The sequence below is a fragment of the Nonomuraea sp. 10N515B genome, assembly GCF_052245915.1.
In the GTDB taxonomy this organism is placed as follows: Bacteria; Actinomycetota; Actinomycetes; order Streptosporangiales; family Streptosporangiaceae; genus Nonomuraea.
Genome location: NZ_JBQQBQ010000069.1, coordinates 1 through 12,934, shown reverse-complemented (window position 1 = coordinate 12,934; position 12,934 = coordinate 1). Strand labels below are relative to the sequence as shown.

Genomic DNA, 12,934 nt, shown 5'->3' with positions numbered 1-12,934 from the left:
ATGGCCGCTTAGTGCATTGTTTCTGCGGGATCCCGCCAATCCCGTGAAGCTGCGCCAAATACATCGGATGTCAACTCTTGTTACGAGCTCATTTCGGTGCTATCTCCTTGATCGATGTCCCATGTGATCGGAGGACTCCGTGGCTCACCCCTCGAGGCGACGAATCAGCGTCAGCCTGATGGTCGCGTTCGCCCTGGCAGCCGGGCTCTCAGCCCCTGCGTCCGCGCAACCAGGCCCGCAGCCGCCGGCCAGTTCGGGCTGGACACCCGATGACTTGACGCTCTGGTACGACAAGCCCGCCAATGACTGGGAGACGCAGGCCCTGCCCATCGGCAACGGTCCCCTGGGCGCGATGGTGTTCGGCGGCGTGGCGTCGGAGCAGATCCAGTTCAACGAGAAGACCCTGTGGACCGGCGGCCCCGGCTCCCCGGGCTACGACTTCGGCAACTGGAAGACACCGCGGCCGGGCGCCATCGCCGAGGTGCAGCAGCAGATCGACCGCGATGGCAAGATGGCGCCGGGCGCCGTGGCCGCCAAGCTGGGCCAGCCCAAGACGGGCTTCGGCGCTTACCAGACCTTCGGCGACCTCCACCTCGACTTCGCCGGCGCGCCCCAGAACCCGGCCGGCTACCGCCGCGAGTTAAGCCTGCGCGAGGCCGTCGCCCGCGTCGGCTACACCGCCGAAGGGGTCCGCTACGAGCGCGAGTACTTCGCCGGCAACCCCGGCAACGTGATCGCCGGCCGGCTCTCCGCCGACCAGGGCGGCAAGGTGACGTTCACCCTGCGCCACACCTCGCCGCGCAACGACAAGACGGTCACGGCCGCCGGCGGGCGGCTCACCATCCGCGGGCAGCTCAGCGACAACAAGATGACCTTCGAGGCCCAGGTGCAGGTGATCACCCAGGGCGGCACCCGTACCGACGCCGGGGACAAGATCACCGTCACCGGCGCCGACAGCGCCGTGTTCGTGCTCTCGGCCGGCACCGACTACGCCGGCACCTACCCCGCCTACCGCGGCGAGGACCCGCACGCCACGGTCACCGCCGCGGTGGACGCGGCCGCCGCGAAGGGTTACGACGAGCTCAAGGCCGCGCACGTCGCCGACTACCGCAAGCTGTTCGACCGGGTGAAGCTGGACCTCGGCCAGACCGCTCCGACGATCCCCACCGACCAGCTGCGCAGGAACTACACCGGCGGCGCCTCGCCAGACGATCGTGCGCTGGAGGCGCTGTTCTTCGCCTACGGCCGTTATCTGCTCATCTCCTCCTCGCGGGAGAACGACCTGCTGCCCGCCAACCTGCAGGGCGTCTGGAACAAGTCGACCAGCCCGCCCTGGTCGGCCGACTACCACGTCAACATCAACCTCCAGATGAACTACTGGCTCGCCGAGCAGACCAACCTGCACGAAACCACCACGCCGTATGACCGCTACATCTCGGCCCTGGTCGCGCCGGGCCGCAAGACCGCCCAGGACATGTACGGCGCCCGCGGCTGGGTGGTCAACAACGAGACCAACCCCTTCGGCTTCACCGGCGTGCACAACTGGGCCACCGCCTTCTGGTTCCCCGACGCCGCCGCCTGGACCACCCAGCATCTCTACGACAGCTACCGCTTCACCGGCGACGTGAGCTACCTGCGTGAGACCGCGTACCCGGTCATCAAGGGCGCGGCGGAGTTCTGGCTGGACTTCCTGCACACCGACCCGCGCGACGGCAAGCTGCTCGTCTCCCCGAGCTACTCCCCCGAGCACGGCGACTTCTCAGCCGGGGCGTCGATGTCCCAGCAGATCGTCCGCGAGGTGTTCACCAACGCCCTGGCCGCCGCCAAGAAGCTGAACGTGGACGAGGACTTCCAGGCCGAGGTGAGCGCCGCCCTGGCCAAGCTCGACCCGGGCCTGCGCATCGGCTCCTGGGGCCAGCTCCAGGAATGGAAGAGCGACTGGGACTCCAAGACCGACACCCACCGGCACGTCTCCCACCTGTACGCCCTCCACCCGGGCAACCAGATCGCCCCGGGCACCCCGGAGGCCGAGGCGGCCAAGGTCTCGCTGACCGCGCGCGGCGACGGCGGCACCGGCTGGAGCAAGGCCTGGAAGATCAACTTCTGGGCGCGGCTGCTGGACGGCGACCACGCGCACAAGATGCTCGCCGAGCAGCTCAAGGCCTCCACGCTGGACAACCTGTGGGACACCCACCCGCCGTTCCAGATCGACGGCAACTTCGGCGCCACCTCCGGCATCGCCGAGATGCTGGTGCAGAGCCAGCACGACGTGGTGCACGTGCTGCCCGCGCTGCCCTCCGCCTGGCGGGACGGCTCGGTGTCCGGCCTGCGCGCCCGCGGCGACGTCACCGTGGACGCCACCTGGAAGGACGGCGCCCCCGCCACCGTCACCGTGCGCCCGGGCAAGACCGGGCCCATCAAGGTCAGGTCGCCGTTCATCGCCGGCCGCTACCGCGTCTACGACGAGCAGGGCCACGAGGTCGGCCCGCACCGCGACGGCGACACCTTGAGCTGGAACGCCCGCGCGGGCAAGGCGTACACGATCCAGAACGAGGCGGCCGTCGCCCTGAAGACGCCCGCCACGGCCAGGCCGGGCATCGCCTTCGAGGCCCAGGTCACGGTCACCGCCACCGGGCGGCGTGCGGTGCCCGCCGCCGCCGTGACGCTCACCGTGCCCCAGGGCTGGACCGTCGAGCCGGTCACCCGGCACCTGGTGGCCGTGGCGCCCGGCGAGAGGCGTACCGCCGCCTTCACCGTCACGCCCGGACCGGCCGACGGCTCGCGCCGCGCGGTGCTGTCCACGGCGGTCACCGGCGACTCCTGGAAGGGCGCGGCCTCCGCCGTGCTCGCCCTGGAACCCTGCGCCCCGCCCGAGAGCGGCTCGGTCCTGGTCGCCTGGGACCCGCAGGAAGGCAGCACGGTCGCCGACGCCTCGGGCAACGGCCGCAACGCCACCGTCACCGGCGCCGCCGCGTACGACGCCACCGCCCCATCGGGCAGCGGGCTCGTCCTCGACGGCACCACCTACCTGACCACCGCGGACACCACCCTCGGACTGGTACGCGAGGCGACGTTCGCCGCCGAGGTCAAGATCGCGGGCAGCGGCTACCGCCGGCTGTTCGACTCCCAGCGGTCCGGTGACCCCGGCACGGACGGCGTGCTCCTCGACGTGACCCCGAGCAACACGCTGCGCTTCATCGGCGCGGGCGTGAACGTCACCCTGAACACCACCCTGCCCACCGGCCGCTGGATCGACCTCGTGGTCACCCTGGACCGCGGCGGCGCCCTCACCGCCTATGTGAACGGCGAGCGCAAGGCCACCGGCCAGGCCACCTCCGACGGCATCACCGGCTGCACCTCGCGCCCGCTGCGCTTCGGCGCCGACCAGGGCGGCGGCCAGCGACTGACCGGCGGGCTGGACAGGGCCGCCATCATCGCCAGGACGCTGACCGCCGACGAGGTGAAGAACTGGCGGCAGCTCGCCTTCTGACGTCCGCTCCTTCGCGGCGTGCGTCCGGAGCCGGATGGGACCCCACGTCCCATCCGGCTCCTTGCGCTTTCGGCGCCCCCGCGACCGTGTGGCTCGGCCGACATCTCGCCATGGTACGGACGACTGTCCGCGAATGTGGTGACGCTGCGTACCGTCACGCTTGCCCGGCTCTTGACAGCAATCGCGCCGCACATCATTCTGAGGCCAGCCGTGCGACCGGTATACGGACGATTGTCCGCCGCTGGCTCACTTCCCCCAGCACCTAGGAGCACTCCATGAGCAGCGCCACCGACCGTCCCCCAGGCGGCACCTCCCCCGTGAGCTCCCAGCAGGTGACGAAGGCCTCCGTCGCGATCGGGTTCGCGGTCCTGTGCGCCTCGTACATGCTCAACGCGATGGACCGGCAGATCTTCTATCCCCTCTTGCCGGAGATCCGGGCCGAGCTCGGCTTCTCCCTTGACCAGGGCGGGCTGCTGGCCACCGGTTTCACGCTGGGACTCGCGCTCGCCGGGCCTCCGGCCGGCTATCTGGCCGACCGGCTTTCACGCAAGGCCATCATCCTCGTCAGCGTGCTCGTCTACTCGCTCGGCACGCTGGCCATCCCGCTGGCCGCGGGCTTCGTCGACATGAGCGTCTACCGCCTGGTTTCCGGGGTCGGTGAGGGCGTCCAGGCCACCGTCCTGTACGCGGTGATCGGGGCGTTCTTCTTCCACCGCCGCGCGCTGGCCGCCGGCGTCGTGGGGGTGGCCTTCGGCCTGGGCGTCTTCCTCGGTCCGCTCCTCGGCTCCTCGGTGGCAGGCAGCTGGGGGACCTGGCGGGCGCCGTTCTTCCTGTTCGCCGCCGCCGGTCTCGTCATGAGCCTGCTCATCGCGGCCACGGTGTCGCGCACGATGACCGAGGCGGTCACCGGCACGACCACCGAGCGCGACGCCGCGTCCTACGACCATGTGCCGGCCTCCCCTTACAACCGCAACACCCTCGGCATGGGCATCGCGTGCGCCGTGTCCGGGCTGGTCTTCTACGGCTACCTCGGCCTCTACCCCACCTTCCTGCGCGACGGGCTCGGCTTCGCCCCCGACCAGGCGGCCTTCGCCGTGTCCATGGGCGGCCTGGGCGCCATGATGGCCCTGCCGGCCGGCTGGCTGGGCGACCGGCTCAACCAGCCCCGCCTGCTGATGTTCGCCATGGTCGCCACCTCGGCCACCGCCTACCTGATGTATCAGGTCGCCACCTCGGCGCAGGCGCAGTATCTGCTGTCCTTCCTCATGGGCACGTTCGCCAGCGGCTTCCTGTTCACCAACTGCTCCACCGCCATGCAGCGGGCCGTCCGCCCGCACCACGTCGGCCGCGGCGCTGGGCTGTTCATCCTGTCCTACTACGTGGCCGCCGCCTTCTCCGGCCTCCTGTTCGCCCGCCTGGTAGGCGCCCTCGGCTGGGATGGCGCCGGCCTCTGGCAGCTCACCCTCCTCCCCATCGTCGGCGTCGCAGGCCTCCTCCTCGTCAACCCGGCCAGGATGGTCCTCCCACGCGCCCCCAGGTAAAGGCCGTCTGCGGGCCGTGCTCGTGCAAGCGGCCCGCAAGCATGCCGAAACAGTGTTCCGGGAGAGTCAGGGTTCGTGAGCGCGCTCGTCCTCGACCCCAGTCTTCCCGAGGGGCACCGCCTGCTGATGGCCACCCGCCCCGAGCTCCTGCCCCCTGATCCGGAGCGGCCCGCCTGGGGCGGGCGGATGCCCGGTGACGTCCTGACCGCCCTGCCCCTATCGGCACTGTGGGGTGTCCTCCCGCTCGTCGTCGGCCTCGTCCACCGTGGCCGGCGCGTCCTCCTCACCGGGCTGCTGCTGCAGGCCGCATTGCTCGCCGTCTGGATCCGGTACGGCCCCACGACGTTCTTCCTCGCCGCCCTGACGGTGCAGGCCACAGCCTTGCTGGTGCTCGTGGCCCTGGCGGGGGAGTCCCCTGTGGCGAGGTACGGCCGCCGCTACCGCGGCCGGTACGTGAGCGCCGCGATGCTGGAGCCGCTGGATGCCGCGCTGCTGGAACGGACGGTGGACGCCACGGCGACAGTGCTGCGCTCCAGGCTCGATCGGGACGGCCTGCTCGACGGCATCGCGAACCGCGTGATCCTGCCCCGCCAGGAGTGGGAGATCGCCGAGACGCTGACCGAGCTGACCCGGCTGCGGCGCGAGCAGGCGGGCGCGCGGTCGGGCCGCGTCACCGAGCGCATCTCCGCCATGCTCGAATCCCAGGAGGAGGCGCTCAAGGTGGCCACCCGGGCGCTGGCCCAGCGAATCTCGTCCCTGGAGGAGTACGCGCGGCGCACCGAGGAGGCCGAGGAGGTGTACGCCGAGTGGCGGACCCTGCAGGACCTGGCCGATGACGGCGACGCCTACCGCGAGCTGCTCTCCAGGACCGTGCGCGACGACCTGGCGGCCGAGGAGGTCGGCGAGCTGGCCGAGCGCGCCGGGCGGCTCGAGGCGTCCCTGCGCGACAGCGTCGAACAGGCCCGGCTCGCCGGCCTCACCCTGATCCCCCGGGAGGGCTGACCCGTGCCGCGTACCTCCGATCGCATGCGGCGCCTCATGGCGCCGTTCCCGGCGTGGATCCCGCTCCTCGGCGCCGCCGTCCTCCTCGCCGAACTCGTCATCGGCATCCCCATGGCCGTCGGCAGCGGATCCGCCCCGGCGCCCCGTTCGATGACGAGCCCGTCCCCGCGCGTGACGGCCGCCACTCCCGATCCTCCGTCCTCCGAGCCGTCGCCCACCCCCACCCGCGTGACGCCCACTCCGTCCCCGAGCGGGCCCGAGGTCACGAGAATCCCCGAGGGGACCGTCGTCGAGCTCCGCCGCCACCGGGGCCGCGGCTCTCCCGTAATCGGCAGGGTGACCGACGCCAAAACCGGACTGTCGTTCGCCGAGCTGGGCTCCCCGTGGCGGCGCAGCCGCCCGATCGATGACGGTCCCATCCAGGACGGCCGCTACAACCTGCGCCAGACGCTGCTGACCGAGACCTACGGCCCGGACGACGATCGCGAGTGGTGGGCCGACATCGACTCCCAGCATCTATGGTCCGACCTCGACGCCGGAGACAGTCTCTACGATGCCGCCCGGGCGATGCTCGACCACAAACAGGCCGGCGCGTTCCCCGCGGGGACGACGGGCCGTGACCTCGCCTCGCAGCCGTGCGGCGCGGCTGGCTGATCGCCCGGATGATCCAGATGCCACCGAGCCCGGACGGCCGCAAGGCCAGGCGGGAGCTGTCGGTCGCCATCGCGGTCGACACCGGACGCCCCCGGCCCGCCGTCCTGTGGATCACCATTCCCGACACGCACCAACGCCTGTGGCCGGACGTCGACACCCTGGTGCGGTCCCTCAGGATCGTTCCCCGGCGCTGAGCCGCATGGTCGCGGCGCGGCGGCCCCACTAGCAGAACGGAATTATTCGTTCCCGTATAATGGACGTATGACCACCACTCCCATGAGCGGCCGCAAGGCCCAGGCAGCGCGTAACGACGAGCTGATCCTCCAGGCGGCCCGCGCGGTCTTCACCGCCGATCCGGGCGCGCCCATCGCGGCCGTGGCCGAGAAGGCGGGCGTCGGGATCAGCGCACTCTACCGCCGTTATCCCAGCAAGGAAGCCCTCCTGCAGAAGTTGTGCGGCGACGGGCTCGAGCTCTACATCGAGGTGACCGAGCGGGCGCTGGCCGACGAAGGAGACCCGTGGGAGGCGTTCGCCGGATACCTGCGCGGCATCGTGGACGCCGACACCAACTCCCTGACGATCAAGCTGGCGGGGACGTTCCAGCCGACGGAGGAGCTGGGCCGGCTGGCGGTCAGGGCCGGCGGCCTGGCCACCGAGATGCACCACCGGGCGGTGGAGGCCGGGGTGTTGCGCCCGGACGTGACGCCGGCGGACATCGCGCTGCTGTTCGAGCAGATCGCCTCGATCAAGCTCGGCGACGACGAACGCACCTCCCAGCTGCGCCACCGCTACCTGGCGCTTGTCATGGACTCGCTGCGGGTGCCGCCGGCGCACCGAGGGCTCCCGGGGCCGGCCCCGGAGGACGAGGAGCTGTCGGCCCGCTGGTGGCAGCCGTCCTAGTCCTCGCGGCCCGTCCGGTGGAACAGGCCCCGGCCGCCACGGTCATCGTCCGCGAGCTGTCGGTTCAAGGCCACGGTGCGGCGGGCCCGGGCGACGATCGGGGCGTCGGCGAAGCGGCCGTCGGGCAGCGCGACCGCGCCGATCCCCGAACGCTCGGCATGCTCGGCCGCCTCGACGATCTCGGCGGCCCTGGCCGCCTCCTCCTCGGTGGGGCGGAACGCCCGCCTGATCGCGGGGATCTGACGCGGGTGGATGGCGGTCCTGCCGAACAGGCCGAGCGCACGGCCGGCCCGGCAGGAGGCGACCAGCCCGGCCTCGTCGTTGACGTGCGGGTAGACGGACATGGAGACCGGCGGCAGGCCGGCCGCGGCGGCGGCGAGCACGACCTGCAGCCTGAGGTGGTTCATGGCGCTCTCGTCGGTGATGGACAGCTCGGCGGCCAGGTCCTGCTCGCCGAGCGCGACGCCGGCCACACGCGGGTGCGCGGCGATGTCCCGGGCGGCGACGATCCCCGCCGCCGACTCCAGCAACGCGTACGCCCGCGCGCCGGCGACCATGTCCAGCACCGCGGCCGACTCCACCTTGGGCACCCGCACGGCGGCGGCCAGCTCCCCCACCGCCGCGAGGTCGGCCTGCCCCCGCTCGGTGGCCAGGTCGTTGATCCGCACGTGCACGGGGACGCCGGTTGTCCCCGCGCGCAGGTAGGCGGCGGCGTTGGCGCGGGCCTCGTCCTTGCGCGCGGGCGCGACCGCGTCCTCCAGGTCGATGATGACCACGTCGGCGCCGGACGCGACGGCCTTGGCGAACCGCTCGGGCCGGTCGCCGGGGACGTACAACCAGGTCACGGGCGCCCAGGGCACGCTCATGCGATCACCCCGGCCGCGCGCAGCGCCGCGATCCGCTCGCCGGAGTAGCCGAGCTCGGCGAGCACCTCGTCGGTGTCCCGGCCGAGCGGCCGCCCCGGCCAGCGGATCTCGCCGGGCGTGTCCGACAGGCGGAACATCACGTTCTGCATGGTGAGCGAGCCGAGCTCCTCGTCGGGCAGCTCGACGAACGTGCCCAGCGCCGCGTACTGGGGGTCCTCGGCGATGTCGGTCACGTCGTAGATGGGCGCGACCGCGGCCTGGACCTCCTCGAAGCGGGCGATGACCTCGGCGGCGTCGCGTTCGGCGATCCAGGAGCCGACGGCCTCGTCCAGCTCGTCCACGTGCTGGACCCGGCCGTGCCCCGTGCCGAACCACGGCTGCTCGACCAGGTCGGGCCGCCCGACCAGGGTGACGACGCGCTCGGCGATGGGCTGGGCGCTGGTGGAGATCGCCAGCCAGCGGCCGTCGCGGGTGCGGTAGGTGTTGCGCGGGGCGTTGCTGCTCGAGCGGTTTCCGGTCCGCCGCGGCACGACGCCGAGGGCCTTGTAGGCGGTCATCTGCGGTCCCAGCAGGCCCAGGATGGGCTCGATGATCGCCATGTCGATGACCTGGCCGCGTCCCGTGCGGTCACGGGCGTGCAGCGCCACCATGATCGCGTACGACATGGCGAGGCCCGCGATGCCGTCGGCGAGGGCCAGCGGCGGCAGGGTGGGCGGCCCGTCGGGCTGCCCGGTCATGGCCGCGAACCCGCTCATGGCCTCCGCCAGCGTCCCGAACCCGGGCTGCCGGGCCATCGGCCCGCTCTGCCCGAACCCGGTCATCCGCGCCACGATCAGCCGCGGGTTGAGCTTCATGAGCTCGTCGGGGGCGAGGTTCCAGCGCTCCAGGGTGCCGGGGCGGAAGTTCTCGATCAGCACGTCGGAGCCTTCGGCCAGGCGGCGCAGGATCTCCTGCCCCTCCGCGCCGGACAGGTCGACGGCCACGCTGCGCTTGTTGCGCGACAGCGTCTTCCACCACAGGCCCACGCCGTCCACGGAGGCGCCGTGGCCGCGCGACGGGTCGCCGCGCCGGGGATGCTCGATCTTGATCACGTCGGCGCCGAAGTCGCCCAGCATCATCGCGGCGGAAGGACCGGCGAACAACGTCGCCGCGTCGATGACCCGCAGGTCGCCCAGGCTCGTCATGGGTATGTAACTTATAAGAAATATGTCATAGGTCAACCTTTGTGACTGCAATACGGGACACTGGGGATATGTCAGGCACCGAGCCGCGGCCGCCCATGAGCAAGGCCGACTACGTCTACACCGTGCTGCTCGACGAGATCCGCAGCGCGCGGATCCCCGGCGGCACGGCGTTGCGCGCCGGGCACGTGGCCAGGCGGCTCGGTGTGTCGGTGACGCCGGTGCGCGAGGCGCTGCGCAGGCTGGAGAAGGACCGGCTGATCAGCTACGAGGCACATCACGGGGCGACCGTGGTGGACCTGGGAGACGACGCCCTGGCGGAGTATTACGGCCTGCGCGCGGTCGTCGAGGGCCTCGGCGCGCGCCTGGCGGCGGCCCGGATCACTCCGGAGGAGCTGGCGGAGCTACGCGAGCTGCACGCCGCGATGGCCGCAGACGCGGCGGAGGGCGGCAACGGCCGGCTCGGCGAGCAGAGCAGGCGTTTCCACCTGCGCATCGTGGACATCGGCGGGCCCGCGTTCCTGGGCGCGCACGCCAGGGCGGTGCGCAACAGCCTCCCCGTGCCCGCCGAGGCGTCGCTGTGGCTGGACGACGCCCAGGTCAAGGTGCAGCTGGAGGCGCACGAGGGCATCCTGGCCGCCCTGGAGTCCGGCGACGGCGCCGCCGCGGAGCGCATCATGATCGACCACGTCCGCCAGGCCGGCGAGTTCCGCGCCCACCGCTGACCCATGTGCCACTCTGGTGCTCTGGCAGACGGCGACCCGGAAGGACGGAGACCGTGGCGGACGCGTGGATCCTGCATCCCGACTACCGCACTCCACCGATCCCCCAGGGTGTCATGCCCGGCCCCTGGCGGCACCCTGACGGGGGCCAGCTCATGAACGGCGTCTACGAGCGCCTCCTGCCGGATCGGCAGGCGGAGATCGTGACCGTCTGGTTCGGCTACCCGCTCAGCCGCTGGCTCGGCCCACGCATGCCGCGCTTCAGCAACCCCATGGTGTCGCCGTGGAACCCGGTGCTGTCCCTGGGGGTGGCGCTCGACCCCACCGCGCCCGTGCCGTACGCGGATGAGCTCTGGTGCGACCGGTGGATCGCCGAGGCGCTGCTGTACGGGCGCAAGCCGTACGGGGCGTTCACATTGCCGCCCGAGGAGGCGCTGGCCTGGCTCGCCGAATGCGGCGGCGCCGGGCTGGTGTACCAGGCGCGGGTGATCGGGGAGGTGATCCGGGTGGTGGCCGGGCGGGCGGAGCCGTACGCGCACCTGTTCGACCTGGACGCGCTGATCGCCGACTACCGGGACGTGCTCCCGCCGGAGCCTGCCGAGCGGGAGGCCGCGGCGCTGGAGGCGCACCGCCACCGCTCCCCCGCGCTGGACTACGTCCTGGGCGACGACGGCGAGGCCCGTTTCGCGCTGACCCCGCTGTCGGTACGCGGCCTCACCCTCGGCTACCCGCCCGGCGAGACCGCCGCCCGCATCGCCGCCGAGGCCATGGCGTGAGCCGGTAGGCTGGGAGGGTCATGATCAAAGGCATCCTGTTCGACCTCGACGGCACCCTGCTCGACCACCGGGCCGCCGCCGACGCCGCGATCATCGGCTGGCTGTCGGCGCACTCCCCCGGCCACCCGCGCCTGGCCGATGTGCCCGGGCTCTGGGCCGGGCTGGAAGGGCCCTATCTGGCGATGTGGCAGGCGGGCGAGTGCTCGCTGCAGGAGCAGCGGCGCCACCGCCTGCGGGCGCTCTGCCGGGAGCTGCTGGTGGACGAACCGGGCGATCTGGACGCGGCCTACGCCGACTTCGCCGAGCGTTACCGTCAGGGCTGGGCCGCCTACCCGGACGCGGCCGAGGCCGTGGCGGCGCTGTCCGGGCTCGCGCTCGGCGTGCTGACGAACGGCGGGCAGCGCATGCAGGAGGCGAAGGTCCACGCGATCGGGCTGGCCGGGCCGCTGGGGACGGTGCTGACGGGCGAGGTGCTCGGCGGCTTCTTCAAGCCGTCGCCCGCCGCCTACACCGGGGCGGCCGCCGCGCTCGGGCTGGCGCCGGAGGAGGTGCTGCTGGTGGGCGACGACGTGGACAAGGACGTGACCGGGCCGGCGCCGACCGGGATGCGCTCGGTCTGGCTCGACCGCCTCGGCGTCGAGCCGGCGCCGCCGGGTTTCCCCCGCATCACGACGCTGACCGACCTGCCCGGCCTGGTCCGCTGACCCGTTCCCGCACTAGCGCGGCTCAGCCGGAGGAGCGCACACTCACCTCGGCCAGCACCGATCCGGCCAGGTCGAAGCCGCCCACGTGCGCCAGATAGTCGCCCTTCGCCAGCGGGTCGCCCACGTACACGCCGCCCGCCTGGCGGACCAGCAGCGCCCCGGCCGCCACGTCCCACGGGTGGGACCCGGTGCCGTACGTGGCGTCCGACCACCCGGCGGCGACGTGGGCGAGGTTGAGCGCGGCGCTGCCGGGCCGCCGCACCGTGGAGAACGACTCCAGGAGCCGCCCGTAGCGCCGCAGCGCCTCCTCCCCTTCGGTGGCGAGGTCGAGCGGCGTGGGATAGGCGCACAGGAGCATCGCCTCGCGGTCGGCGCGCGCGCCGCGGCTGCGGATCGGGGTGCCGTTGCACCAGGCGCCGGCGGTGGTGGCGGTGAACTCGTCGTCGCGCACGGGGTCGTACACGACGCCCGCGACCAGCTCGCCGCGCACGGCGACGGCGATGGAGACGCAGAAGAACGGCAGCCCGGTCGCGAAGTTGGCGGTGCCGTCGATCGGGTCGACATACCAGGTGAGGTCGCCGGAGCCGGTCGCGCCGCCTTCCTCGCCGACGATCGCGCTGCCGGGCACGCGCGCCTCGATGACCGCGCGGATGGCCTCCTCGGCGGCCCGGTCGTGCTCGGTGACGGGGTCGTGGAAGTCGCGCTTGGTGCTCACCTCGGGCCGGGAGCGGAACGCCTTGCAGAGCCGGGGGCCGACGGACCTGGCCGCCTCGGTCGCGGTGTCGAGCAGCTGTGTCTCATCCATCTCGCCTCCAGCGTCTGCGATTCTCTATGTTTACCTGAGTATTTCCGGCAAGTCGGGCGGGCGTGGCCGTGGCGGGCCGTCTGCGTACTGTCCCAGGGGGAGTACGGGGGTGGCCGCGACGCGGTGGAAGCCGGTCCGCTGGTGAGGATCGCGTGCAAGTCCTGTGCGTCCCGCGGGTGGGCGGGTCGTCTGGGGTGCTTGGCCCGCCGGACGCTGTCCACCCCTGTTGGGGGGTGGGGCGGGCACCGTGCGCCGGTCGGGCACACGGCTGGAGGTCATCGAACTGTTCTTCG

General features: G+C 72.3%; 12 protein-coding genes. 9 read left to right on the top strand and 3 right to left on the bottom strand.

The window, feature by feature from the left end:
• Positions 1 to 274: 274 nt before the first annotated feature.
• The 6 genes from ACTWQA_RS49930 to ACTWQA_RS49905 all read left to right on the top strand — a co-directional run bounded on the left by ACTWQA_RS49930 (position 275) and on the right by ACTWQA_RS49905 (position 7,587).
• On the top strand, positions 275 to 3,490 hold the full coding sequence (locus tag ACTWQA_RS49930; RefSeq protein WP_443165865.1) for a glycosyl hydrolase family 95 catalytic domain-containing protein: 3,216 nt from the start codon (positions 275 to 277) through the stop codon (positions 3,488 to 3,490).
• A 275-nt stretch (positions 3,491 to 3,765) separates the two neighbouring features.
• Positions 3,766 to 5,031 carry an MFS transporter gene (locus ACTWQA_RS49925; RefSeq protein ID WP_443165864.1) on the top strand — a complete coding sequence of 422 codons (1,266 nt, stop codon included), beginning with the start codon at positions 3,766 to 3,768 and terminating at the stop codon, positions 5,029 to 5,031.
• 75 nt (positions 5,032 to 5,106) lie between these two features.
• Positions 5,107 to 6,033 carry a hypothetical protein gene (locus ACTWQA_RS49920; RefSeq protein WP_443165863.1) on the top strand — a complete coding sequence of 309 codons (927 nt, stop codon included), beginning with the start codon at positions 5,107 to 5,109 and terminating at the stop codon, positions 6,031 to 6,033.
• 24 nt (positions 6,034 to 6,057) lie between these two features.
• On the top strand, positions 6,058 to 6,687 hold the full coding sequence (locus tag ACTWQA_RS49915) for a hypothetical protein (RefSeq protein WP_443165862.1): 630 nt from the start codon (positions 6,058 to 6,060) through the stop codon (positions 6,685 to 6,687).
• Entirely contained in the window at positions 6,669 to 6,881 is a 213-nt protein-coding gene (locus ACTWQA_RS49910) for a hypothetical protein (RefSeq protein ID WP_443165861.1), read from the top strand. Before ACTWQA_RS49915 ends, ACTWQA_RS49910 begins: the two co-directional genes overlap by 19 nt.
• A 67-nt stretch (positions 6,882 to 6,948) precedes the next feature.
• A complete protein-coding gene (locus ACTWQA_RS49905; protein WP_443165860.1) occupies positions 6,949 to 7,587 on the top strand; it encodes a TetR/AcrR family transcriptional regulator in 639 nt (212 codons plus the stop codon).
• On the opposite strand, the gene ACTWQA_RS49900 is transcribed toward ACTWQA_RS49905, so the two are convergent.
• Together ACTWQA_RS49900 and ACTWQA_RS49895 are read right to left on the bottom strand one after the other, a co-directional pair.
• Positions 7,584 to 8,453, bottom strand: a complete 870-nt coding sequence (locus ACTWQA_RS49900) for an HpcH/HpaI aldolase/citrate lyase family protein (protein ID WP_443165859.1) — start codon at positions 8,451 to 8,453, stop codon at positions 7,584 to 7,586. The genes ACTWQA_RS49905 and ACTWQA_RS49900 overlap by 4 nt on opposite strands.
• Positions 8,450 to 9,637, bottom strand: coding sequence for a CaiB/BaiF CoA transferase family protein (locus tag ACTWQA_RS49895; RefSeq protein WP_443165858.1), 1,188 nt, complete (start codon positions 9,635 to 9,637; stop codon positions 8,450 to 8,452). The genes ACTWQA_RS49900 and ACTWQA_RS49895 overlap by 4 nt, the downstream gene beginning before the upstream one ends.
• A gap of 68 nt (positions 9,638 to 9,705) precedes the next feature.
• Here ACTWQA_RS49895 and ACTWQA_RS49890 point away from each other — a divergent pair, with 68 nt between their 5' ends.
• Genes ACTWQA_RS49890 through ACTWQA_RS49880 form a run of 3 tightly spaced genes read left to right on the top strand, consistent with a single transcriptional unit; the run spans position 9,706 to position 11,836 of the window.
• On the top strand, positions 9,706 to 10,359 hold the full coding sequence (locus ACTWQA_RS49890) for a GntR family transcriptional regulator (RefSeq protein WP_443165857.1): 654 nt from the start codon (positions 9,706 to 9,708) through the stop codon (positions 10,357 to 10,359).
• A 53-nt stretch (positions 10,360 to 10,412) separates the two neighbouring features.
• Positions 10,413 to 11,132, top strand: coding sequence for a hypothetical protein (locus tag ACTWQA_RS49885; protein WP_443165856.1), 720 nt, complete (start codon positions 10,413 to 10,415; stop codon positions 11,130 to 11,132).
• Positions 11,133 to 11,152: 20 nt separating this feature from the next.
• A complete protein-coding gene (locus tag ACTWQA_RS49880; RefSeq protein ID WP_443165855.1) occupies positions 11,153 to 11,836 on the top strand; it encodes an HAD family hydrolase in 684 nt (227 codons plus the stop codon).
• Positions 11,837 to 11,858: 22 nt separating this feature from the next.
• On the opposite strand, the gene ACTWQA_RS49875 is transcribed toward ACTWQA_RS49880, so the two are convergent.
• Positions 11,859 to 12,641 carry an inositol monophosphatase family protein gene (locus ACTWQA_RS49875; RefSeq protein ID WP_443165854.1) on the bottom strand — a complete coding sequence of 261 codons (783 nt, stop codon included), beginning with the start codon at positions 12,639 to 12,641 and terminating at the stop codon, positions 11,859 to 11,861.
• Between the last annotated feature and the right edge of the window lie 293 nt (positions 12,642 to 12,934).